A 22,929-nucleotide genomic window follows, 5' to 3' on the forward strand; every position below is an offset into this window, starting at 1 on the left:
TGCGGCGCTCGGTCCCCCCACCCCTCACCCAGAGCTTTCTTGCCACATCCGTCGCTCTCGGGCATCATTGTCCCGTGGAATTTCCTCTGATGCGCACCTTCGCCGCTGGTTGTCGAATGACCAGCGCCATGTGTCACATCTGCTGACCCGGCTGTCGCGCCTGGTCGGGCCGACCGGCGCGTTGACACATGGCGTCAAGGCCCAGAGGCATCCGCCCCTGCCGATCCCCTGCCCAAGGACGAGTGCGGCTGCGGGCCGTCCCACATCCCTTCTTCGACAATCCATCACGGCCGCAGTGTGGCCTCAACGGGAGGTAGTACAGGTGATCGAACTCACCGGCGTCAACGTGACCTTCCCCGGGCACAGTCCCGGGGAGCGGATCCACGCGGTACGCGACGTCGATCTGACCGTCAACGACGGTGACGTCTACGGCATCGTCGGCTACTCAGGGGCAGGCAAGTCCACCCTCGTACGGACGATCAACCTGCTGCAGCGCCCCACGTCGGGTTCGGTCAGGGTCGACGGGCAGGAGATGACCATGCTCACGCCGACCCAGCTGCGCACCGCCCGCAAACGCATCGGCATGATCTTCCAGCACTTCAACCTGTTGGGATCGCGCACCCTGTTCGACAACGTCGCCTACCCGCTCAGGGGCAACGGCCGGACGAAGAGCGAGATCCACGCCCGCGTCATGGACCTGCTCGACCTGGTCGGCATGGCCGACCGGGTCGGCGCCTACCCGAGTCAGCTGTCCGGCGGCCAGCGCCAGCGCGTGGCCATCGCCCGCGCCCTGGCGAACGATCCCACGGTGCTGCTCTGCGACGAGGCCACCAGCGCCCTCGACCCGAAGACCACCAGCGGAATCCTCGACCTGCTCGGCCGGCTCAACGCCCGGACCGGGCTGACGATCGTCCTCATCACCCACGAGATGGGCGTCATCAAGCAGATCTGCTCCGACGTGGCCGTCATGGAGGACGGCCGCATCATCGAGCGGGGCTCGGCCGTCGACGTCTTCACGAACCCGCAGCAGCCGCTCACCCGCGACTTCATCGACACCGCGAACCACGTCGACGCCGGCATCACGACGGTCATCACCCACCCCGACCTGATCCGGCTCGGCAACGGCGACCGTCTCGTCTCCCTGCAGTTCGCCGGTGGCTCCACCGGCGACCCGATGGTCGCCACGCTGGCCCGCGACTACAACGTCAACGCGAACATCCTGTTCGCCAACGTCGAGGTCATCGCGGGCACGCCGGTGGGGAATCTGCTGCTCAGCCTGTCGGGCGCCCAGCCCGACCTGGACGCGGCGGAGGCCTGGCTGGCCCGTTCCGGCGTGCGCGTCCACAACTACAGCGAGGCCGAGATCGAATCCATCCGGCGCCGCGCCACCGATGAACCCGGAACCCCCGGCGACGACCAGGAGGAACAGCGATGATCGACTGGCTCACCAACGCGGCGCACGTCCTCCTGCCGAACGTTTCGAGCAGACCCGGCGACCTGTGGGACGCCACCGTCGAGACCTGCTACATGACGGCCGTCTCGGCGCTCATCGCCGGCGTGCTGGGCATCATCCTGGGCACGCTCCTGGTCGTCGTCGACCGGCGCGGCATCCTGCCGCACCCGGTGCTGTACTGGGTGCTCGACAAGCTCGTGAACCTGTTCCGCTCGATCCCGTTCGTCATCCTCATCGCCCTGGTCGGCCCGCTCACCCGCATCCTGACGGGCACGACGATCGGCACCACGGCCGCCCTCGTCCCGCTCGTCATCGGCACGGTGCCGTTCTACGCCCGCCAGATCCAGAACGCGGTGCTCGAGGTCGACCCGGGCGTCATCGAGGCGGCCCAGGCGATGGGCTCCGGCCCGATGGAGATCATCTTCCGCGTCTACCTGCGCGAGGCCCGGCCCGGCATCATCCGCGTCTCGGCGCTGACGATCATCAGCCTCATCGGACTCACGACGATGGCCGGCATCGTCGGCGGCGGCGGCCTGGGCGATCTGGCGATCTCCCGCGGCTACAACCGATTCCAGACCGACGTCACCATCGTCTGCACGCTCGTCATCCTCGTCCTCGTCTACGTCTCCCAGGCGATCGCCGACTTCCTGGTCAAGCGCGTCACCCACTGAACACACTCGACAACTTCTATCGTGAAGGAGAACTCATGAAGCTCAAGCTCGCGGCCGCCGGGTTGGCCGCCGTCCTGTCCGTCGGCCTGGTCGGCTGCTCCGGCTCGTCCTCGGACTCCTCGTCCGGGGCGGACCAGGAGCGGGTCACCGTGAAGGTCGGTGTCGTCGGTGACAACAACGAACCGTGGGAGACCGCCGCCGAGGCGCTGGAGGAGAACGAGAACATCGAGATCGAGCTGGTGAAGTTCTCCGACTACGTGCAGCCGAACCAGGCGCTGAGTGACGGTTCGGTCGACCTGAACAGCTTCCAGACCCAGATCTACCTGGAGACCTACAACTCCGAGCACGGCACCGACCTCACCTCCATCGGCTACACCCTCATGGCCCCGCTCGGCATCTACTCCAACGAGGTCGACTCGGTCGACGAGCTGCCCGACGGGGCCACCGTGTCCATCCCGGACGACGCCTCCAACGGGGGCCGGGCCCTCAAGCTGCTCGAGAAGGCGGGGCTCATCACCGTCGACCCCGCCGCGGGGTTGACCCCGACCACCGATGACATCACCGACAACCCGAAGAACCTGCAGATCACCGAGCTCGACGCCGCGCAGACCGCCCGCTCGCTGGAGGACGTGGACGCCGCGGTCATCAACTCCGGCATGGCCGTCGACGCGGGGCTGATCCCGAGCACCGATTCGATCTTCATCGAGGAGGTCGGTGAGGAGTCCACGCCGTACTACAACGTCATCGCGGCCCGCGCCGAGGACACCGACAACGAGACCTACAAGAAGGTCGTGGAGTACTACCAGAGTGACGCGGTCGCCCAGACCATCACCGAGTCCACCAAGGGCTCCCAGATCGCCGTCTGGGACGGTGCCCCGTCGGCCTCCCCGAGCGCCGCGCAGAGCACAGCGGCCTGACACGACTCGTCCCGCACGTGACCGGCTCGTCGCCCAGCGGATCCGCGGCGGGCCCGTCACCCGGGACATCGCATCGCACGAAACCGAACAGCACATCGCAGGGAAGGAACCGTCATGAAGCTCAAGCTCGCGGCCGCAGGGTTGGCCGCCGTCCTGTCCGTCAGCCTGGTCGGCTGCTCCGGATCGTCCTCGGACAGTGAGGAGACCACCACCGTCAAGGTCGGTGTCTACGGTGACAACAACGAGCCGTGGGAGACCGCCGCGGCGAACCTGGAGGAGAACGAGAACATCGAGATCGAGCTGGTGAAGTTCTCCGACTACGTGCAGCCGAACCAGGCCCTGTCGGACGGTTCGGTCGACCTGAACAGCTTCCAGACCCAGATCTACCTGGAGACCTACAACTCCGAGCACGGCACCGACCTCACCTCCATCGGCTACACGATCATCGAGCCCATGGGCCTGTACTCGAACACCTACGACGACCTCGACGCGCTGCCCGACGGGGCCACCGTGACCATCCCGAACGACGTCTCCAACGGGGGCCGGGCCCTCAAGCTGCTCGAGAAGGCCGGGCTCATCACCGTTGATCCCGAGGCCGGCGTGACCGGCACGAAGGAGGACATCACCGACAACCCGAAGAACCTGCAGATCACCGAGCTCGACGCCGCGCAGACCGCCCGCTCCCTGAGCGACAGCGACCTGGCCGCCATCAACGCGGACATCGCGGTCGACGCCGGCCTGCTGCCCAGCGAGGACGCGCTGCTGCGCGAGGAGGTCGGTGAGGAGTCGGCGCCGTACTACAACGTCATCGCGGCCCGCGCCGAGGACACCGACAACGAGACCTACAAGAAGGTCGTGGAGTACTTCCAGACCGAGGAGGTGGCCCAGACCATCGCCGACGCCTACAAGGGCTCGCAGTTCCCCGTGTGGGAGGGCGCCCCGTCCCTCAGCCCGAGCGCCGCGCAGAGCACGGCGGCCTGACCGGCGCGTTCACAACCATCCGGCGGCCCGGGCCGGCGGGAGCCCCGCAGGCCCGGGTCACCACAGCAACGGAAGACACCATGAGTTTCACCCAGCAGGGCATCCACGCCGAGATCGAGGCGCTCACCGGGCGCATCATCGCCGACCGGCGTCATCTTCACCAGCACGCCGAGACGAGCCTGAAGGAGTTCGGCACGGCGAAGTACATCGCCGACCGTCTCGATGAGCTGGGCATCGGCCACGTCAAGGTCGGCGAGACCGGCGTGCTCGGCACCCTCGAGGGCGCCGGCCCGGGCAGGACGCTCATGCTGCGCGCCGACATCGACGCCCTGCCGCTGCGCGACGGGTGCGGCGCCGAGTGGGCCAACACGACCAGCGAGGCCAACCACGCCTGCGGACACGACGGCCACGTCAGCGCCCTGCTGGCCGCCGCCGAGGTGCTCGCGGCGCACCGCGCCGACTTCAACGGCACCATCAAGTTCGCCTTCCAGCAGGCCGAGGAGATCGGAGCCGGCGGCCTCATCTTCGAGAAGCAGGGCGTCCTCGAAGGCCTCGACCAGGTCTTCGGCCTCCACCTGTCCTCCGAACTCCCGGTGGGCACGGTCAGCGCGACCGCCGGCCCCCAGTGGGCCAGCGTCGACCACTTCTCGATCGACGTGCACGGCAAGGGCGGCCACGTCTCCAGGCCGCACCTGTGCCGTGACGCGCTCGTCGCGGGCGCCTCGATCGTCGTCGAGGCCCAGCAGATCGTGTCCCGCGAACTCGACCCCTTCGCCGAGGCCGTCGTGGGCATCGGCACGTTCACCTCGGGCGAGAACTACAACATCATCGCCTCGTCGGCGCACATCGAGGGCACCGTGCGCGCCTTCGACGAGCAGGTGCGCGCCACCGTGCTGGCCTCGCTCGAACGCATCGCCGACGCCACGGCCCGTGCCCACAACACGACCGCCGAGTTCACCCGCACCGTCTACGCCGACGTCCTCGACAACGACCCCGAGGCGGCGCGCTTCGCCGCCCGGGTGGCCCTCGAGGTGCCGGGCGTCGAGCAGGTCGTCACCAACAGCCCCAAGAGCGCAGGCGGCGACGACTTCGCGGTCTTCCTGCACCATGCGCCAGGCGTCTACGCCCGGGTCGGTTCCGGCGGCACCCCCGCCACGAGCCACCCGCACCACACCTACGAGTTCGCGCTCGACGAGGCGGCCCTGCCGATCGCCGCAGAGCTGCACGCCGGCTACACGCTGCGCTGGCTGGCCGGCGGCTACGAGGGCTGACCCGCCCCGTACCGAACCGATCGAGGCCCCGCACCCGACAATCCGACGGGTAGCGGGGCCTCGCGCACCCCAGGGGCGAGACGCTCAGCGCACGCTCCAGCGGGCGGTCCGCCAGAAGTCCTGCACCAGCGCGGCGAACATGCCGTCACCTGCGGCGAGCTCGGCCGGGGAGCCCTGCTCGACGATGCGGGTCGGGCCGCCGTGCTCGCGCCCGGACAGGACGTAGACCTGGTCGGCGTTCATGATCGTCGACAGGCGGTGGGCGATGACGACGACCGTCCGCCCGGCCGCCAGCTCGGCCAGCGTCTGCGTGATGGCCGACTCGTTCTCGGCGTCCAGCGCCGAGGTGATCTCGTCCAGCAGCAGGATGGGGGAGTCCTTCAGGAAGGCGCGGGCGATCGAGACCCGCTGCCGCTCGCCCCCCGACAGCCGCAGCCCGCCCTCACCGACCCGGGTGTCGAGGCCGTCGGGCAGGGCGGCGACGACGGCGTCCAGCCCGGCCCTCGAGATGGCTGCGGCCAGCTCCGCCTCGCTCGCGTCCGGGCGGGACAGGCGCACGTTCTCGGCGATCGTCGTGTCGAACAGGTAGACGTCCTGGAAGACCATCGAGACCATGCCCATGAGCTCGGCGGAGTCGATGCGCCGCACGTCGACGCCGCCGACACTGATCGAGCCCGAGCCGACGTCCCAGAAGCGGGCGATGAGCTTGACGATCGTCGACTTGCCGCAGCCCGACGGGCCCACCAGCGCGGTGATCCGGCCCTCGTCGGCGCGCAGTGACAGGTGCTCGAAGAGCGTGTCGTCGGCCTCGTAGCCGAAACCCACATCGTCCAGGACGATGCCGGTGCCCGACGGGTGCCGGGGGTGCGCCGGCTCGGGCAGGGCCGGGGTCTGGACGATCTGTTCGATCGTGTCGAGGCTCACCATGTCCTGCTGCAGGGCGGCGGCGTAGAACACCGACTGCGAGATGGGCGTGGTGAATCGGGCCGCCATGACGCCGATGGCGACGAAGGCGGCGACGTCGAGCCCGCCGCCCAGCACGACGCCCAGGCCGGCGGCCAGTACTGCGGCGAAGAAGGCCTGGCCGAGCAGGCCGAAGGCGATGGCCGGGCGTCCCTGGGCCGTCATGATCGCGTCCAGCCCGCGGTTCTCGTCGTCGAGGGCCTTCGCGAGGGGCGGCCAGGCGGTGCCCGAGATGCCCTGGGCGCGCAGCACCGGCTGCAGGTGGGCGTGCTCGATGGTTGCCGAGGCGGTCCGTGCGGCGATGGCGGGCGCCTCCTGGTGCTCTGTCATGAGCAGCCGCGAGGCCCAGTTCCACAGCAGGACGACGACCGGCACCACGAGGGCCATGATGAGGCCGAGACGCCACTCGTAGCAGAAGGTGACGACCATCACCGTGAGCGGGGTGACGATTCCCGAGATGAACTGCGGCAGCACGACGGGGGCCAGGTGCGACAGGTTGTCGGTCTCTGTCGAGATGGCCGAGGAGACCCGCCCGACCGAACCCGAGTCGAACCAGCCCAGCGGCAGCCGCACGACGCGCGAACCGATCCGTGCGACGGCGTTGCCGCAGACGTCGTAGGCGCTCACCCTGTTCGCACGGATCAGGGTGGCGGCTTGGACGACGAAGGAGGCCGCGCCGAACCCGATGAGTACCCACATCGGGCCCCACGCCCGGGAGGGGTCGGGTCCGAGGAAGGCGCGCAGGAAACCGATGAACGCGCTGAAGGCGATGCCCTGCAGGACGGCCGCGACGACGTAGCCGGCGATCAGCAGGTAGATCGTCGAGGGCCGGTCGAAGAAGGTGTTGAAGCGTCTAAGCATGCCGGGCTCCTGTCATCGTCTGGTTCTGCGCGGCCCACAGCTCGGCGTACTGCCCGCCGGCCGCCAGCAGCTGGTCGTGGGTGCCGACCTCGGCGACTCGCCCGCCGTCCACGACGGCGATCTGGTCGGCGCTGCGGATGGTCGACAGCCGGTGGGCGATCATCACGACCGTCCTGCCCCGGGCCAGGGCGGTGATGGCCCGCTGGATCTCCAGCTCGGAGTGGGCGTCGGCCTGGGCCGTGGCCTCGTCGAGGATGAGGATCGGGGGAGCGGCCAGGAAGGCGCGGGCGATGGTCAGGCGCTGCGCCTCGCCGCCGGACAGGAAACCGGCGCCCTCCCCGAGCATCGTGTCGTAGCCGTCGGGCAGCGTCATGATCCTCTCGTGGATGTGCGCCGCCCGGGCTGCCTCGACGATCTCATCGCGGGTGGCATCGGGCCTGCCCAGGGCGATGTTTTGGGCGACCGTGTCGGTGGCGGTCATGATCTCCTGGAAGACGAGCGACATCGAGCTCATGAGCTGCTGGTTCGTCTGGTCGCGCACGTCGACGCCGCCGATTTTGATCCGGCCCGAGTCGACGTCCCAGAAGCGGGCGATGAGTTTGGCCAGCGTCGACTTGCCACCGCCGGAGGGGCCGACGAGCGCGGTCACTGTGCCGGGACGGCAGGTGAGGCTGACGTCCTTGATGACCGGTGTGCCGGGCTCGTACGAGAAGGACACGTGCTCCAGCTCGATGAGGGAGCGGTCGGCGGTGTACACGGCCGGGGCGGCCGGCTCGGGCAGTTCCTCGGCTGACAGTACGTCGAGGGTTGACCGCGCCGCCTCGGCCGCCGCGTAGACCTGCTGGAAGATCTGCACCAGCGCCATGAGGCCCTCGGGGATGCCCACCCAGACGAGGGCGAAGGCGAGCACCGTGAGGGGCTGGGTCCATCCCATGCGGACGAACCAGTAGCCGATGCCGGTGGTGAGGGCCAGGATCGTGGCCGGCTGCATGGCCGCGCCGACGATCGCCACCCCGATTCCCGAGGAGTTCATCCACTCCATTGAGACGTCGGCGTGCCGCCTGCGGGCGGCGTCGAAACGGCCGAACACCGTGGCGGTCATGCCGAAGTTCTTGACCTCCTTGATGCCGTCGACCATCTCGACGGTCACCGCGGCGAGTTCGCGTTCGGCGGCCGAGTAGTCCTCGAAGCTCCTGCCCATGGCCCGCAGGCTCGGCAGCATGCACAGGGCGAGCAGCAGCAGCCAGCCGGCGATGAGCGCCCCGGCGAGGCGGGCGTCCAGCCACAGCAGATAGCCGAAGCCCACGACGACGACCCCCAGGGTGTTCGCCAGGTCGCCCGACAGGTGCGTGACGAGTGAGTGGATCGAGCTGGTGTCCGAGGTGATCGCCTTGCGGACCACGCCGCTGGACCGGTCGTTGAACCAGCCGAGCGGCACGTGCTTGAGCTTGTCGACCAGGCGCAGCCGCAGCTCGTAGCGCAGCGCCGCCTCGGTGCGGTGGTTCGCGCCGACGGCGCCCGTGTAGGCGACCCCGTGCACGACCATGGCGGCGGCGGACGCCACGACCCAGCCCCACAGGTGGGCCCGTGGCGCGCCCGACCAGAGCCCCCGGGCGATCTCGACCAGCCCGATGTACGGCACGATCTTCAGGGCCGAGCCGATGAAGGCGGCCAGGCCGCCGAGCAGCATCGAGCGGTGCGCGCCGGCGGTCAGCTCCCAGACGTTCTTCGGCGGCCTGCCGGCCGCAGGTGGTGGTGTGCTCATGGAACGCTTCCCTCCTCGACGGGCGGGGCCGGTCAGACGATGCCGGCCCGCTTGAACTGCTTCCTCGTCAGCGCGCGGCCCCAGTGGCAGCCGATGACCGCGGCCACGACGCCGAGCACGCAGAACACGGCCATCGTCAGCGGGTTCAGCAGCTCCGTGCCCGCGCGGGCCACCTCGAGGGCGGCGTTGTCGGCGTACTGGTCCAGGTAGGCCTGCTTCATCCAGACGAAGGGGATGTACTCGCCGATCGCGTAGCAGGCGATGAAGGCGCTGTAGGCGACGGTCATCGCGCGGAAGGAGCGGCGCCCGAGCCGGGAGTAGATGAGTTCGGCGACGACACCGCCGAGGATCGTCATGTAGCACATGGAGCCGCCGGGGGCCATCGTGATGAGGCACAGGCCGAGGATGAGGCCGGTGATGAGGAACGAGCCGGGGCGCTGCACCTTGCCGAGCAGGACGGTGAAGACCAGGCCGCCGAACAGGCCGAAGATCACCGGCAGCAGCACCATGATGATCGGCACGGCGGCCATGACCATGCCGCACAGCATGAACAGCACGATGTACAGGGCGATGAACACGCCCATCGTCACGTAGTCGCGGACCGCCGAGTTCTTGTACCGGGCCCGCTCCTGGGGCGCCGTGCGGCCCTGGGCGGTGTCGGGTTCGGTCTGGCTCATGGATGTCTCCGTTCTGTCGAGGGTTGCCGGGTGCCGCCGTGCGGGCCGCAGGTGACGGCTTCCAGCCGCATCCGGCGGTCGCCGATGCGGATCACGTGGTCGAAGGTCTCGGCGGCGAACTCGGTGTCGTGGGTGATGACGAGCACGAGCGCGCCCTCCTCGGCGACCTGCCGCAGCAGTCCCGAGAGGGCGCGCATGGCGGCTGCGTCGAGGCCGCTGGTGGGTTCGTCGAGGCAGATGACCGGGGCCTGTTTCATGCAGGCCAGGGCGATGCCCACGCGCTGCTTCTGGCCGCCGGAGAGGGTCAGGGGGTGCTGCCCGGCCAGCGCGTCGAGCCCCATCCGGGCGAGCAGCTCGTCGGCCCGCCGTCGGGTCCGCTCGCCCGGTTCGGGGCCGATGAGCAGTTCGGCGCGCACCGATTCGCCGAGCAGCTGGTACTCGACGTCCTGCATGACGTAGGCGCACTGGCGGGTGCGCCGGCGGCGCGGCCAGTCGGAGCCGCCGAGCCGGACACGGGCGCCCCGGCAGGCGAGCAGGCCGAGGACGAACCTGACGAGCGTCGTCTTGCCGCAGCCGTTGGCGCCGGTGACGCCCACCACGCCGCGGGCGGGCAGGTGAAGGTCGTCGATGCTCCACAGCACGTCGTGGCCGGGGTGGGCGAAGCGGGCCGAGGCGATGTGCAGGCCGCCGTCCGGGATCGGCCCGGTGCACGGGCGCGACTCGAGGGCGGGCGGGTGCAGCCGGCGCAGGCCCCGGTCGGTGAACCACTGGGCGTCCCGGGCGGCGATGTCGTCGGCGCCCAGGTCGGTGACGACACGGCCGTGGTCCATGACGACGACACGGTCGAGGACGCCGTCCAGGTAGCCGAGGCGGTGGTCGGCGACAACCACCGTCACCCCGCGGGCCCTGAGCGAGCCGATCACCCCGGTGAGCATCGCCAGGGCCTCGGTGTCGAGGTTGGCCGAGGGCTCGTCGAAGAGCAGGATGCGCGGGCGCATCATGAGGGCGGCGCCGATGGCGACCTTCTGCTTCTCGCCGCTGGACAGTCTCGCGAGCCCCCGTCCCAGCAGGTGTTCGAGGCCCACCGCCGCCGCAGTCTCGTCGATCCGCCGGGTGATCTCGGCCGGCTCGATGCCCGCGTTCTCGCAGGGGAAGGCCAGCTCGCTGCGCACGTCGAAGGTGAAGAATTCCGAGCGGGGGTCCTGGAAGACGTAGCCGACACGGGACGCCAGCTCGGCCGTGGTGTACTGCGCCACCGGCGAGCCGTCGACGAGTACCCCGCCGCGTGTCTGCGCCTCATGGAACCCGGGAACGAGCCCGTTGATCGAGCGCAGGGCGGTGGTCTTGCCGCACCCCGAGGGGCCGGTGAGCAGGACGGTCTGCCCGTCGGGGATCAGCAGGTCGATGCCCTCCAGGGCCGGCGGCAGGGGGCCGTCGTCGCCCAGGTAGGCGACGCGGAACTGCTGGAACTCGATGCCCATCTCAGCCGACCAGCACCTTCAGCCCGGCGACGGCCGCGACGCAGGCGCCCGCCAGCGCCACGTCGACGGGCTGGACGCGCGGCGCGACCAGGGCGGTGCGGCGGGCGTCTGGGTCGAGCCCCTTGCAGACTGCGACGGCCGCCAGCTCGTCGGCGATCCGGCCGGTGCGCATGAGCACCGGGACGACGAGATGCTCGCACTGGGTGACCGGGTGCCGCACCCAGCGCCGCCAGGCGGGCTGGGCGTGGCGCAGCCGTGCGCCGGAGCGGATCACGCGGATCTCGCCCACGAGGGTGGGCACGTAGCGGTAGACGACGATGAGGACGACCAGGAGCGTTCCGGGCACGAGCAGTTTCTGCATCGCCGCCATGACCTCGCCCATCGGGAGCGAGCGGAACACGAGCCAACCGGTGACGTAGATCGGGTAGGCCTTGACGACGAGGGTGAGTGCGATGCCGAGGAAGGGCACCAGGGGGATGGCGCCGCCGATGGTGCACAGCCGCTGGGCGATCAGCAGGAGCGCGTAGACGGCGCCCAGCTTCCAGGCGCCCCGGGCCGCGCCGAGCAGGAGGCACAGGGTGAGCGCGAAGAGGGTGGCAAGCACCGAGCCGAGGCCGGTGCGGACGACGGCCGACTCGACGGCCATCGCCGCGATCATCACGAGGCCGGCCCTCAGATCGGGCTTGGCAGGGGCCGCGGCCTGGGTGGTGTCGCGGTGAGTGGGCGACAGCGCCTGCGCTGTGCTGGTTATCAGATCCACCGATCCGACGTTACCTTCTTAGGTGAGCCTTCGCTATATGCATGTCGTATTGCTCAATGTCGGCGTGGCTACTGTCGTGACCGGGCGTAAGACCTTGTTCGCCGGGTAATCCCCGTTCTGGTGGCCGGGAGACGATCCCGCGGGCGAAAGCGATGCCCGGGGCCCGCCCCGTCAGAGTTGGACGGAGCCGTGCCCAGCAGCTGGAACCCGTCATCGTGCTCCGGCGCGCAGGTAGCCTAGGCCACGTGAGTCATGAGCCCAGGCGCGCCGCCGAGCCCGTCCAGGATGCGCCCGCCGACCTTCTCGCCCCGCATGGCGCCGCCGACGAGCATCCCGGAGCCTCCACCCGGGCCGCCGGGGCGCCGGGTGATGCCCTGGCCGCCGTCCCGGCCGATGAGGAGAAGGACTGGTGGGACGACCCCGCCATGCCCTGGCGGCACAAACCCGGCAGGTCCGACATCGCCTGTCTCGCCTGGATGGGCGTCATCGGTGTCGTCGGCCTCGCCATGATGCCGCTGCGGGCCTGGCTGCTCGGCGCCGTCGGCCGCATCCCCGTGCTGGTGGCCGTCACCGGCTCACGCACTGGCGCCGCCACGTTCGGCGCCGTGATGAGCGAGGGCGGCTACCGCTCGATGATCCCCTGGGTGCTCGTCCTGGTGGCCGGCACCGTCACGAGTTGCAAGTTCGACTGGGTGTATTGGTGGGCCGGCAAGCTGTGGGGCCGCGGCATGATCGAGGTCTGGGCCGGCCGCTCCGAACGCGCCCGGCGCCGCTACGAGAGGGTCGAACGCTGGGCCGACAAGGCCGGCTGGCTCGGCATGTTCCTGGCCTACGTGCCCATCCCGCTGCCGCTCATGGCCGTCGTCTTCGTCCTGGCCGGGGCCAACCGGATGAGCGTGCGGCGCTTCCTCGCCATGGACTGCACCGTCTGCCTCATCTGGCTGCTCGGCTGCACCGGCATCGGCTACCTGGTCGGCGCACCCATCACCGCGGTGCTCGATGTCTACTCCAGGATCGCCAACTACGTGGCGATCGCCCTCGTCGTGGTCGTCTTCGTCGTCGCCTTCGGCAGCTCCTGGCGCAAGAGCAGGGAAGCGGCGCGGGCCTGACGCCGCCCCGGCGCCGCCCGTCCTCAGCCCCGGCGTTCCGCCAGCGCCCGTAGGTAGCCCTCGTACGCCTCGTCGCCGAAGGCCACGAGGATCGCCGTGCCCACCCGCGTGGGCGTCTCGGCGAGCGTGTCCACCGCGATGCGGGTCGCGTCCGCCGTCGGCCACCCGTAGACACCGGCCGAGATCGTGGGGAAGGCGACACTGGCCGCGCCCAGCTCGTCGGCCACTGCCAGGCAGTTGCGGTAGCAGTCGGCGAGGACCTGCGCACGGTCCTGGGTGCGGGAGAAGACCGGGCCGGCGGTGTGGATCACCCAGCGCGCCGGCAACCGCCCGGCCGTCGTCGCCACGGCCTGCCCGCGCGGCAGCCCGTCGGGCAGGCTCGTCGCCCGTAACTCTCGGCAGGCCTCCAGCACGGCCGGGCCGCCTGCCCGGTGGATGGCGCCGTCCACCCCGCCGCCGCCCAGCAGCGATGGGTTCGCGGCGTTGACGATGGCATCGGCCGCTACCGTGGTGATGTCTGCGCGCACGACCTGAATGTCCATGAGGTCATTGTGACGCGGAGGGATCGATTGGTCACGACGCGGGTCGGTAATAATGTGGGCGAGAGCGTCAGGATCGGAGTGTCATGAACCTGGAAAAAGTCGTCTTCGGCTTCTTCGTCACCCTTGCCGCCACACTGAACCTCGGCTTCTTCCTGGGGCGGATCGACGACCCGGCCCAGCACAACGGCTATGAGCTGGCAGCGGCACTGGTCGTGAGCCTCATCACCACCGTGCTGAAGTTCGGCGACCGCACCCAGTTGGGCGCCGTCCACCTGGCCACCTCGCTGGTCGCGGACCTTCAGCTGGCGGCCGCCGCGATCATCTGGGTGTGGGCGACCCAGATCGCCGCGACGACGATGACGTCCGAGCACATCTCCCTCATCGTCTCGATGTCGGGCGGCGCCCTGCTGGCCAATCTCATCTCGGTCGTCCTCCTGATCAGCGAGATCATCCAGATCAGGCGTTGAGTCCGCCATGCCCGCAAGCTCAACGCGGACGCGCCGCCAAGGGGCGTTGACCGACGTCTTCTTCCTCATCCTGCGAAGGATGCGGTTCCCGCTGCTCTTGCTCGTCGGGATCTACGCGGTGTGCACCATCGGGCTGAGCCTCATCCCCGGCGTCGACGCACAGGGCAATCCCACCGAGCCGATGGACATGTTCACGGCCTTCTACGTCGTGAGCTTCACCGGCACGACGATCGGGCTCGGCGAGATCCCGGAGGCCTACTCCACGGCCCAGCGACTGTGGATGCTCGGCACGATCTACGCGACCGTCATCGGCTGGTACTACTCGCTGGTGAGCATCCTGGCCCTGCTGCAGGAGAACTCCTTCCAGAACGCCGTGCGCCAGTCCCGCGGCGTCCGCAAGATCTACTCGATCCGCGAGCCCTTCTACATCGTCGTCGGCGCCGGCGAGACCGGCACGCTCGTCTGCCACGGCCTCGACCGTCTCAACCTGCGGTTCGTCGTCATCGAACGCGACGATGAACGGCTGGCCCGGCTGCGGCTGGAGGAGTTCCACCAGGACCCGCCGCTCATCGCCGCCGACGCCTCCCAGCCGCAGGTGCTGGCGAACGCGGGCCTGCTCGCACCGCACTGCCGCGGCGTCATGGCCCTGACCGACGACGACGAGAAGAACCAGGCCATCGCCGTCACCACCCGGCTGCTCGCCCCGCGCGTCGCCGTCCTGGCGCGCATCCGCAACCAGGAGACCGAGACCCATGTCGGTGTCTTCGGCGGCGACCTGGTCGTCAACCCCTTCGAACGGTTCGCGCGCCAGCTCACCGCCGCCATCACGACCCCCGAGCGCTACCGGCTCCGCGAGACCCTCGTCGGGCTCAAGGGCGAGCCGATGCCAGAACCCCGCCAGCCGCCGCGCGGCAAGTGGATCATGTGCGGGTTCGGGCGCTTCGGCCACGCCATGGTCGAGGAGCTGCGCGGTTCGGGCATCGAGGTGTCGGTCATCGACATCGCCCACTACGACGAGGGCGGCGTGGACGTGCGCGGTTCGGGCATCGACTCCGAGTCGCTACTCGCCGCCGGCGTCAAGGAGGCCGACGGCCTCGTCGCCGGCAACGCGTCCGACACGAAGAACCTCGCCATCGCCGTGACCGCCCGCGACCTTAACCCCGACATCTTCATCGTCACCCGCCAGAACCAGACCGCCAACGCACCGCTGTTCGACGCCTTCACCGATGACCTGTCCATGGTGCCGAGCCACATCGTCGCCCAGGAGTTCCTGGCGCGCATCACCACGCCCCTGCTCGGCCAGTACCTCAAGCGCATCAGCCAGTACTCCGAGAAGGAGTGCAAGCTGCTGTGCGACCGGCTGGCCCGTTACGGGCGCGGCCGCATCCCGGAGCTGTGGGACGTCGTACTGCGCCACCACGGCGCCGAGGCGGTCTGCGAGGTGCTGGCTCAGGGCCGCACCGTCACGGTGGAGCACCTGCTGACGGATCCGACCTCGCGCGGCTGGCGCAGCGAGGCCGTCGTCCTCATGATCCGGCGCGGCGCCAAGACGATCGACCGGCCGGGTCCCGAGTTCGAACTGAAGACCGGCGACCGGCTGCTCGTCGCCGGCTCGGTGCGCGGGCGCATCGACGTCGAGGTCGTGCTGCGCAACCCCAACGCGCTCTGCTACGTGCAGACCGGGCAGGAGGGCACCGGCGGTGCCCTGTGGCGGAGGATCAGCCAGGCCCGCCGCAGGCGCAACGGCTGACGGGACATCGCTGCTGCGATGACGTCCTTGCCCCGGCCGCCCCGCTCGGGGCGGGGGGCTGTCGCTCTCCTCTCCTGGTGTTCGCCGTGGTAAGTCCCGGCCGTCCCCGGCGGGGCCGGGCGAGGGATGTCACTGCTGCGCCGCGCCGTCCTTCACCCGGTCCTGCCCGCCGAGGCGCCGGTACAGCCTGGCCAGCGGCTCGGGGGCCCACCAGTTCCACTGCCCGAGCACCGTCATCGTCGCCGGCACGAGCAGCAGCCTCACGAGGGTGGCGTCGGCGGCGACCATGATGGCCAGTCCCACCCCGATCTGCTTGATGGCGATCATCTCGCCCGAGACGAAACCCAGGAAGACGGCGATGATGATGGCGGCCGCCGAGGTGATGATCCGCCCCGAGCGCTGCAGGCCGCGGGCGACTGCCTCGTCGTTGTCGTAGCCGGCCTGCCAGTACTCGGCGATGCGGGCCAGCAGGAAGACCTCGTAGTCCATCGCCAGGCCGAAGCCGAAGGCCATGAGGCAGGCCACGATGAAGGTCTCCAGACCTGCGGTGCGCGGCAGCCCCAGGTGGCCGCCCTCGAACAGCCAGGCCGTCGCCCCCAGTGAGGCGACCAGCGAGAAGGTGTTGATGATGAGCGCCTTCAGCGGGACGACGAACGAGCCGGTCATGCAGAACAGCAGCACGAGGACGGCCGCGACGACGATGAGCGCCGCCCAGGGCGCGCCCTGTGCGATCGAGTCGGTGAAGTCGGTCTGCTGGGCTGCCTGTCCGCCCACCCAGACCCGGTAGCCGGGGTCCATCGCGCGGATCTGGTCGACGGCGTCGGTGGCTCGCGGGCCGACCGGGTCGTCCACGTCCATGAGGACGCTGATGAGCGTCATGTGCTCGTGGTCGGCAAGATCGGTGGCCGTGACGTGGGTGACGCCGTCCATGGCGCCGAGGTCTGACACGAACCCGGCCGTGTCGGGCGGGTCGGTCTGCGCGACGATGCTGATCGTCGGGCTGGCCAGCGCCGGGTAGTCCTCCTGGAGGATGTCGTAGCCGGCGTGCACGTCGGAGCCGGCGGGCATGTACTCGGCGAAGTTGGTGCGCAGGCGCAGCGAGCCGATGGGGGAGGCCATGGCGGCCAGCAGCGCGACGACGGCGAGCATGACGATCCACGGGTGCGCCACGACGCGGCGCGACAGGCGGCTGAACACGCCGTCGTCGGACGAGCTGTCGCCCACTGCGGCGAGCACGCGCCGCAGCCCCGGCACCCGGCTCAGGGCGCTGGGGCGGACGAGGCGGGCGCCGAGCAGCGTGATGATCGCCGGCACGAGCGTGAGCGTGCACGACACGGCGAGCAGGGTGACGATGACCGCGCCGGCGCCGATCGTCCTGAGGATGGGGGAGCGCATGACGAACAGGCCGGCGATCGAGCAGGCGATGGTCAGCGCCGAGAACGAGACGGTGCGGCCCGCGGTGGCGACCGTGCGCACGACGGTGGCCCTCACGAGGGCCTTCATCTCGTCCCCGGCGGGCAGTTCGCCGCCCGCCCCGGCCAGCTGGGCGGCCGCCTCCTCGCGGTAACGGCTGACGAGCAGCAGGCCGTAGTCGATCGACAGGGCCAGTCCGATGATCGAGATGACGTTGAGGATGAAGGAGTTGACGTCCTGGACGAAGGTGAGGCACCACAGTGCGCCCAGACCGACGAGGATCGAGACGACCGCCCCGACCAGCGGCAGCCCCGCGGCGAGCAGGCCGCCGAAGACGATCACCAGCAGGACGAGCGCCACCGGCAGGCTCACCGACTCACCTCGCACGAGGTCCTCCTGCACCAGGTCGGTGATGGAGTCGGCGATGAGGGTGGTCGACACGGTGTGCGCGTTCGCCGTGGCGTCGTACTCGTGCAGCGCGTCGAGCCAGGCCCCCTGGGCGGCCTCGGCGACCCGTTCGTTGGCGTCCTGGGACTCGTGGTCGCCGAGCCCCTCGTCGAGGGTGACGAGCGTGGCGAAGCCGTCGCCGTTGCTCGACAGCAGCGCCAGGGCCTCCTGCGATGTGGGGTCGGGCAGCATGAAGGCGTCATGGACGGAGGCGACGCCGTCGATGCCGGCCAGCTCGCCGCGGGCCGCGGTGGCCGCCGCCGCGACCCCCGGCCAGTCGCCCGCCACGTCGACCCCGCCGGCGACGACGATGACCGTCTCGCCGCTGTCGTCGTCGGAGAGGGTCAGCGAGTAGACGACCTCGGAGTCGCTGTCGGGCGTCGTGGCCTCCGTGCTCGCCAGCCGGTCGAAGAGACCACCGGTGCCCAACCCCTGGACGGCCAGGGTGGTCATGACCGCCAGCAGCACCGCCCACCCGATGACGAAACCCACCGGGTGACCGGACACGACGCGGCCGATACGGGTGAACATGGCGGCTCCCTTGTCTGGCTACCCGAGCATTATCGCAGCGGCCAGGGCGCAGGATCGCTGCCCCTTAGGTCTCGTCGTGCCCGGTTCCCGGGCACGACGGCTTGGGCGTCCGGCCTGCCCGCCGTGAGTCCCGAAACCGGGCCGGAGAGTGCGCTGCACCTGGGCAGGCTCACACCGGTCCGCAGCACCGAGGCCTCATGTCTCGGACAGCGGTCAGTGTGGGGGTTGGGTGCCGGTGATGCGTTGGCGTGCGAGGGCTGCCAGGGCGACGGCGGCCACCCAGGTTGAAGCAAGTACCGGCGACCGAAACATCATCGCCCATCGAGCGCACACTGTGCGGGGTGCGGACCAGATCTTGTGCTCGATGAAGGGCGTCTCATCCGAGCAGGCATCCCAGCGATGGGGCCGTCCCATGTCGTGGAGCCCCCGGAGGGAGTCGAACCCTCGACCCTTCGCTTACAAGGCGAATGCTCTGGCCGCTGAGCTACGGAGGCGTCGCCGGACTGGCCGGCTGCCCGCTCGGCGGGGCCGGCGAGCAAGAACCATTGTGCCGTCCCGCACCGGATCCGGCCAATCGCCGACGGCTACGGCCGTGCGGGGTCCTGCTCAGTCGGGTTCGCCGGAGGCCGCGATGAAGGCCAGGCAGTTGCCGCGCAGGCGGATCTGCTCGTCGGCCTCGAAGAAGACCGACTGTCCCTGGTGTATCTCGCCGAGGTCGCCGCCCTGTCCGTCCTGGATCATGACGTGGCCCTCGATGACGAGCAGGATCCGCGCGCGGCCGGCGCCGGGCAGCTCGGCCGGGCGGTCCAGCGCCAGTTCGGCCCGCCACAGCGAGAACTCGGGGTCGTCGGTCGGGTAGTACGCGATGCCGGCTCCGATGGGGGATGCCGTGATGATGTCGGGCTCTCCCGGCATGAAACGCAGCAGCGAGACGAGGGCGTCGACATCGATGTGCTTCGGGGTCAGGCCGCCGCGCACGACGTTGTCCGAACTCGCCATGATCTCGATTCCGGTGCCGTTCAGGTAGGCGTGCAGCACGCCGGCCGGGACGTGCAGCCCCTGTCCGGCGCTCAGGTGCACGTGGTTGAGCAGGAGCGCGGCGAGGATCGTCGGATCGCTGGGGTAGAACTCGTCTAGGTGGATGGCCAGGCGCGCGAAGTCCCCCGTCGGCCCCTTGTCGTCGGCGTGGTCGAGCGCCGCGCTGAGTACGCCGTTGATCATGGCCTGGTGCGCCTCGTCGGGGCACAGGCACTCCAGGAAGACCTCGGCCAGGCCGGCCTCGGCGCCACGATGGCGCAGGGGACCGATCAGCGGCTCCAGCGACTCGCGTGGCTTGAGGGCGTCGAAGAGCTCGGCCGTCCTGAGCGGGTCACGGAAGCCCCACAGGGCCTCGAAGGGACCGAGCGCGACGAGCAGTTCCGGCTTGGGCCAGGTGTCCTTGTAGGTACGCGTGGGGTCGTCGATCGGGATGCCCAGGGCCTCCTCGGCCGCGAAACCGGCGAGTGCCTGGTCGTGCGAGGGATGGGCCTGGAGGCTCAGCGGACGGGCCGCCGCCAGGATCTTCAGCAGATAGGGGAACTGCCCGTCGAAGCGTTCCCGGGCCGCCCCGAGGACCTCGGGTCTGGCGGCGACGACCTGGTCGAGTGTCGTGTCGCCGACGACCGCCGGACTGGTGGGGTGAGCGCCCAGCCAGTACTCGGCCTGAGGCATGCCGTCGGGTTCCCTGCAGAGAATCGCCGGGATGGCGTCAGGGGAACCCCAGGCGTAGTTCTTCACGACGCCCGTCAGTGGTCGCATGAGTGGTCCTTCCTTGATGTGGCGCGCAGTCACAGACCGACCGACCCCCTTGGACCGCCTGTGTCAGGTCTTCCCGCTTATAGTGTCACGGACCCACTTGCTTCGCCATGCGGGACGCCCATGCGGGGGGCATTGCCAGGGCAGCCATGAATGACAGCGGTGTCATTCCGGTGGGCTAGAATCGGGGCATGTCCCAGGTGATGCACGAGACCGACCGGGCCGGCGTCCTGTCCGAGCGCGACGCCGCCATCCTCGACTTCGAGAAGTCCTGGTGGACGGCCCGTGTCTCCAAGGAGCAGGAGATCCGCGACCGCTTCGGTCTGTCATCGGCCCGCTACTACCAGATCCTCAACGCCCTCATCGACCGCCCCGAGGCCCTCGAGCACGACCCCCTGCTGGTCAAGCGCCTGCGTCGCCTGCGTGAACAGCGTCACCGTGATCGCTCGGCTCACCGGCTGGCTCGCTGACCCCTCCTCTTCCTTTCTCCCGGCTCCTGGTCGCTCCCCTGTCGGCGGGGTCCCGCGCGTCTGCGCGAGCAGCGGCGCCGGGGGCCAGACTCATCTGTCTCATCCCCTGCGCCCACTAGGCTTCTGCGGATTGAGTCAAGGAGGCTCAACTCTGCGATCAAAAACTTTTGCACTCGCCATGTTCGAGTGCTAAAAATGTGGTCAGCACTCGGTGTGGCTGAGTGCCACCCGAGGATCGGGGGTGAGGCTCGCAAGAGCCGTCCGTCGCGGGCATCGTCGATCCGTCTCACATTGACAACGAAGCGCCGGCCCGGCCGACGCGGACAACGAAGCGCCGGGCGACCGGCGCGGGAGGATTCCCACCGAACATGGCAAAGCTCATTGAATTCGACAGCGAGGCTCGCCGCGGCCTCGAAGAGGGCATGAACACCCTCGCCAATGCGGTGAAGGTGACGCTCGGCCCCAAGGGCCGCAACGTCGTCCTGGAGAAGTCGTGGGGCGCCCCGACGATCACCAACGACGGCGTCTCCATCGCCAAGGAGATCGAACTCTCCGATCCGTACGAGAAGATCGGCGCCGAGCTGGTGAAGGAGGTCGCCAAGAAGACGGACGACATCGCCGGTGACGGCACCACCACCGCCACTGTCATCGCCCAGGCTATGGTGCACGAGGGCCTGCGCAACGTCACCGCCGGGGCCAACCCGATCGAGCTCAAGCGCGGCATCGAGAAGGCGACCGAGGCCATCTCTGCCGAGCTGAGCAAGCTGGCCATCGACGTCGAGACGCGCGAGCAGATCGCTCAGACCGCCTCCATCTCCGCCGGCGACCCGGCTGTCGGCGACCAGATCGCCGAGGCCATGGACAAGGTCGGCAAGGAAGGTGTCATCACCGTCGAGGACTCCAACACCTTCGGCCTCGAACTCGAGCTCACCGAGGGCATGAACTTCGACAAGGGCTACATCAGCCCCTACTTCGTCACCGACACCGAGCGCATGGAGGCCGTCCTCGACGACCCCTACGTGCTCATCGTCGACGGCAAGGTCTCGTCCCTGAAGGACCTGCTGCCCATCCTCGAGAAGGTTCAGCAGACCGGCAAGCCGCTCCTGGTGATCGCAGAGGACGTCGACGGCGAGGCCCTTGCCGGCCTGGTCGTCAACAAGATCCGCGGCACCTTCAAGTCCGTCGCCGTCAAGGCCCCGGCCTTTGGCGACCGTCGTCGTGCCATGCTCGGTGACATCGCCACCCTCACCGGTGGTCAGGTCGTCTCCGACACCGTCGGTCTCTCGCTCGACACCCTGCCGATCGAGATGCTCGGCCGCGCCCGCTCCGTCAACGTCACCAAGGACGCCACGACCATCGTCGACGGCGCCGGTGACAAGGACCAGATCCAGGGGCGCATCAAGCAGATCCGTGTCGAGATCGAGAACTCCGACTCCGATTACGACCGCGAGAAGCTCCAGGAGCGTCTGGCCAAGCTCGCCGGCGGTGTCGCCGTCATCAAGGTCGGTGCCGCCACCGAGGTCGAGGCCTCCGAGCTCAAGCACCGCATCGAGGACGCCGTCCGCAACGCCAAGGCCGCTGTGGAGGAGGGCATCCTCCCCGGTGGTGGTGTCGCCCTCATCCAGGCCGCAGCGGCCGCCGGGCTGCCCGCCGGTCTCACGAGTGACGAGGAGATCGGTGCGCAGATCGTCTTCACCGCCGTCGAGGCCCCGCTGAAGCAGATCGCCGTGAACGCCGGTCTTGAGGGAGGTGTCGTGGCGGAGAAGGTCAAGAGCCTCCCCAAGGGCCAGGGCCTGAACGCCGCGACGGAGGAGTACGTCGACATGGTCGCCGCGGGCATCATTGACCCGGCCAAGGTGACTCGTTCCGCGCTGCAGAACGCCGCCTCCATCGCCGGGCTCTTCCTGACGACCGAGGCCGTCATTGCCATCAAGCCCGAGCCGAAGCCCGCCACTCCGGCCCCTGACGACGGCATGGGTGGCATGTACTGATCCGCCACCCTGAGATGACTCGCTGAGTCCTTGTGAGAGGCCGGCCCGCCTGCGGGCCGGTCTCTCACGCGTTTCACCGGGCGGGGAATCGGTCGAGCCCAGACGGCTGGATGCAGGACCACTCTCGACGCCCGGTCGTCGAGGGCGGCAGCGGCTCGGGGTGGATGGGCGCAGGGCCTGGACCGGGAGGCACGGGAGGGACGCCGGTTCGTGACCGCCTCGCGTGGCACGTACCCTTGCCCGCGATGGCAACAAAGTGGTGGTTGACTAGGGTATTGGCTGGGTTGTTGCAGTGGGCCGGGGTGCTGATGGAGGACTCGGCTTGCGTCCCGGTGGTGATCGGGGTAATGTTCTCCGAGCTGCCGCAAGGCAGTGTGACAACTCAAGAAGGGCTTCCGGCAAGGGTTTCAGGTGCCTCTCGGCTGCTGATCTCGAGCTGGTCGTCCTGCTGGATCTCGGGTAGATCCGATTTTGAAATCGGCTGCGCGAGGTCTACAATGAATGGGCTGCCGCCGTGGTGCTGGTTTTGTGCTGGTGTTGTGGTGTGTGGTTGTTTCTTGATAACTCAACAGCGTGCTTCTAGTTTTTTGTTTTGATTGGGTGCCAATCTTTTTG

Annotated in this window: 18 protein-coding genes and 1 tRNA gene; 10 read left to right on the forward strand and 9 right to left on the reverse strand. The window is 69.4% G+C overall.

Going from position 1 to position 22,929, the window contains the following annotated elements; translation table 11 throughout:
* The first annotated feature begins 322 nt into the window (after positions 1–322).
* The 5 genes from PROPJV5_RS11765 (at position 323) to PROPJV5_RS11785 (ending at position 5,293) form a co-directional block, all read left to right on the forward strand.
* A complete protein-coding gene (locus tag PROPJV5_RS11765) occupies positions 323–1,435 on the forward strand; it encodes a methionine ABC transporter ATP-binding protein (RefSeq protein WP_239018496.1) in 1,113 nt (370 codons plus the stop codon).
* Entirely contained in the window at positions 1,432–2,124 is a 693-nt protein-coding gene (locus PROPJV5_RS11770; RefSeq protein ID WP_119716556.1) for a methionine ABC transporter permease, read from the forward strand. Before PROPJV5_RS11765 ends, PROPJV5_RS11770 begins: the two co-directional genes overlap by 4 nt.
* A 35-nt stretch (positions 2,125–2,159) precedes the next feature.
* Entirely contained in the window at positions 2,160–3,041 is an 882-nt protein-coding gene (locus PROPJV5_RS11775) for a MetQ/NlpA family ABC transporter substrate-binding protein (protein ID WP_119716557.1), read from the forward strand.
* A gap of 114 nt (positions 3,042–3,155) precedes the next feature.
* Complete coding sequence (locus PROPJV5_RS11780) at positions 3,156–4,022, forward strand: MetQ/NlpA family ABC transporter substrate-binding protein (RefSeq protein WP_119716558.1); 867 nt, start codon at positions 3,156–3,158, stop codon at positions 4,020–4,022.
* A gap of 80 nt (positions 4,023–4,102) precedes the next feature.
* A complete protein-coding gene (locus PROPJV5_RS11785) occupies positions 4,103–5,293 on the forward strand; it encodes a M20 metallopeptidase family protein (protein ID WP_119716559.1) in 1,191 nt (396 codons plus the stop codon).
* A gap of 84 nt (positions 5,294–5,377) precedes the next feature.
* Here the strand turns inward: PROPJV5_RS11785 and PROPJV5_RS11790 are convergent, their stop codons facing one another.
* Genes PROPJV5_RS11790 through PROPJV5_RS11810 form a run of 5 tightly spaced genes read right to left on the reverse strand, consistent with a single transcriptional unit; the run spans position 5,378 to position 11,800 of the window.
* The gene (locus tag PROPJV5_RS11790; RefSeq protein WP_119716560.1) at positions 5,378–7,117 is read right to left on the reverse strand and encodes an ABC transporter ATP-binding protein; all 1,740 of its coding nucleotides are present in this window, start codon (positions 7,115–7,117) and stop codon (positions 5,378–5,380) included.
* Positions 7,110–8,882 carry an ABC transporter ATP-binding protein gene (locus PROPJV5_RS11795; protein WP_119716561.1) on the reverse strand — a complete coding sequence of 591 codons (1,773 nt, stop codon included), beginning with the start codon at positions 8,880–8,882 and terminating at the stop codon, positions 7,110–7,112. Before PROPJV5_RS11795 ends, PROPJV5_RS11790 begins: the two co-directional genes overlap by 8 nt.
* A gap of 32 nt (positions 8,883–8,914) precedes the next feature.
* Complete coding sequence (locus PROPJV5_RS11800; RefSeq protein WP_119716562.1) at positions 8,915–9,559, reverse strand: MptD family putative ECF transporter S component; 645 nt, start codon at positions 9,557–9,559, stop codon at positions 8,915–8,917.
* Complete coding sequence (locus PROPJV5_RS11805; RefSeq protein ID WP_119716563.1) at positions 9,556–11,040, reverse strand: ABC transporter ATP-binding protein; 1,485 nt, start codon at positions 11,038–11,040, stop codon at positions 9,556–9,558. Before PROPJV5_RS11805 ends, PROPJV5_RS11800 begins: the two co-directional genes overlap by 4 nt.
* A 1-nt stretch (position 11,041) precedes the next feature.
* Entirely contained in the window at positions 11,042–11,800 is a 759-nt protein-coding gene (locus PROPJV5_RS11810; protein WP_119716564.1) for an energy-coupling factor transporter transmembrane component T, read from the reverse strand.
* A 245-nt stretch (positions 11,801–12,045) separates the two neighbouring features.
* Between PROPJV5_RS11810 and PROPJV5_RS11815 the strand changes: the two genes are divergently transcribed.
* Positions 12,046–12,909 (forward strand): DedA family protein, encoded by an 864-nt coding sequence (locus PROPJV5_RS11815; protein ID WP_239018497.1) that lies wholly within the window; start codon positions 12,046–12,048, stop codon positions 12,907–12,909.
* A gap of 23 nt (positions 12,910–12,932) precedes the next feature.
* Here PROPJV5_RS11815 and PROPJV5_RS11820 read toward each other — a convergent pair whose 3' ends face one another.
* A complete protein-coding gene (locus PROPJV5_RS11820; RefSeq protein WP_119716566.1) occupies positions 12,933–13,451 on the reverse strand; it encodes an O-acetyl-ADP-ribose deacetylase in 519 nt (172 codons plus the stop codon).
* Between the two features lie 83 nt (positions 13,452–13,534).
* On the opposite strand from PROPJV5_RS11820, the gene PROPJV5_RS11825 reads away from it, so the two are divergent.
* Together PROPJV5_RS11825 and PROPJV5_RS11830 are read left to right on the forward strand one after the other, a co-directional pair.
* Positions 13,535–13,918: a DUF6394 family protein gene (locus PROPJV5_RS11825; RefSeq protein ID WP_119716567.1), complete on the forward strand. Its 384-nt coding sequence runs from the start codon at positions 13,535–13,537 to the stop codon at positions 13,916–13,918.
* 7 nt (positions 13,919–13,925) lie between these two features.
* Entirely contained in the window at positions 13,926–15,668 is a 1,743-nt protein-coding gene (locus tag PROPJV5_RS11830) for a potassium channel family protein (protein WP_119716568.1), read from the forward strand.
* A gap of 129 nt (positions 15,669–15,797) precedes the next feature.
* Here PROPJV5_RS11830 and PROPJV5_RS11835 read toward each other — a convergent pair whose 3' ends face one another.
* From PROPJV5_RS11835 to manA, 3 genes are all read right to left on the reverse strand, one after another.
* Positions 15,798–18,059, reverse strand: a complete 2,262-nt coding sequence (locus PROPJV5_RS11835) for an MMPL family transporter (protein ID WP_119716569.1) — start codon at positions 18,057–18,059, stop codon at positions 15,798–15,800.
* 418 nt (positions 18,060–18,477) lie between these two features.
* Positions 18,478–18,553 (reverse strand) — tRNA-Thr (locus PROPJV5_RS11840).
* A gap of 112 nt (positions 18,554–18,665) precedes the next feature.
* A complete protein-coding gene (gene manA / locus PROPJV5_RS11845; protein ID WP_119716570.1) occupies positions 18,666–19,856 on the reverse strand; it encodes a mannose-6-phosphate isomerase, class I in 1,191 nt (396 codons plus the stop codon).
* Between the two features lie 188 nt (positions 19,857–20,044).
* Here manA and PROPJV5_RS11850 point away from each other — a divergent pair, with 188 nt between their 5' ends.
* Together PROPJV5_RS11850 and groL are read left to right on the forward strand one after the other, a co-directional pair.
* The gene (locus PROPJV5_RS11850) at positions 20,045–20,323 is read left to right on the forward strand and encodes a DUF3263 domain-containing protein (RefSeq protein WP_119716571.1); all 279 of its coding nucleotides are present in this window, start codon (positions 20,045–20,047) and stop codon (positions 20,321–20,323) included.
* Between the two features lie 368 nt (positions 20,324–20,691).
* A complete protein-coding gene (gene groL / locus PROPJV5_RS11855; RefSeq protein WP_119716572.1) occupies positions 20,692–22,314 on the forward strand; it encodes a chaperonin GroEL in 1,623 nt (540 codons plus the stop codon).
* The last annotated feature ends 615 nt before the right edge of the window (positions 22,315–22,929 follow it).

The sequence above is a fragment of the Propionibacterium ruminifibrarum genome (assembly GCF_900289195.1).
GTDB lineage: Bacteria > Actinomycetota > Actinomycetes > Propionibacteriales > Propionibacteriaceae > Propionibacterium > Propionibacterium ruminifibrarum.

Excerpts from the sequence above, each read along its gene's own strand:
- PROPJV5_RS11770 (WP_119716556.1), top strand. The coding sequence starts at position 1,432 with ATGATCGACTGGCTCACCAACGCGGCGCACGTCCTCCTGCCGAACGTT.
- PROPJV5_RS11775 (WP_119716557.1), top strand. The coding sequence starts at position 2,160 with ATGAAGCTCAAGCTCGCGGCCGCCGGGTTGGCCGCCGTCCTGTCCGTC.
- PROPJV5_RS11780 (WP_119716558.1), top strand. The coding sequence starts at position 3,156 with ATGAAGCTCAAGCTCGCGGCCGCAGGGTTGGCCGCCGTCCTGTCCGTC.
- PROPJV5_RS11785 (WP_119716559.1), top strand. The coding sequence starts at position 4,103 with ATGAGTTTCACCCAGCAGGGCATCCACGCCGAGATCGAGGCGCTCACC.
- PROPJV5_RS11790 (WP_119716560.1), bottom strand. The coding sequence starts at position 7,117 with ATGCTTAGACGCTTCAACACCTTCTTCGACCGGCCCTCGACGATCTAC.
- PROPJV5_RS11795 (WP_119716561.1), bottom strand. The coding sequence starts at position 8,882 with ATGAGCACACCACCACCTGCGGCCGGCAGGCCGCCGAAGAACGTCTGG.
- PROPJV5_RS11800 (WP_119716562.1), bottom strand. The coding sequence starts at position 9,559 with ATGAGCCAGACCGAACCCGACACCGCCCAGGGCCGCACGGCGCCCCAG.
- PROPJV5_RS11805 (WP_119716563.1), bottom strand. The coding sequence starts at position 11,040 with ATGGGCATCGAGTTCCAGCAGTTCCGCGTCGCCTACCTGGGCGACGAC.
- PROPJV5_RS11820 (WP_119716566.1), bottom strand. The coding sequence starts at position 13,451 with ATGGACATTCAGGTCGTGCGCGCAGACATCACCACGGTAGCGGCCGAT.
- PROPJV5_RS11825 (WP_119716567.1), top strand. The coding sequence starts at position 13,535 with ATGAACCTGGAAAAAGTCGTCTTCGGCTTCTTCGTCACCCTTGCCGCC.
- PROPJV5_RS11830 (WP_119716568.1), top strand. The coding sequence starts at position 13,926 with ATGCCCGCAAGCTCAACGCGGACGCGCCGCCAAGGGGCGTTGACCGAC.
- PROPJV5_RS11835 (WP_119716569.1), bottom strand. The coding sequence starts at position 18,059 with ATGTTCACCCGTATCGGCCGCGTCGTGTCCGGTCACCCGGTGGGTTTC.
- manA (WP_119716570.1), bottom strand. The coding sequence starts at position 19,856 with ATGCGACCACTGACGGGCGTCGTGAAGAACTACGCCTGGGGTTCCCCT.
- PROPJV5_RS11850 (WP_119716571.1), top strand. The coding sequence starts at position 20,045 with ATGTCCCAGGTGATGCACGAGACCGACCGGGCCGGCGTCCTGTCCGAG.
- groL (WP_119716572.1), top strand. The coding sequence starts at position 20,692 with ATGGCAAAGCTCATTGAATTCGACAGCGAGGCTCGCCGCGGCCTCGAA.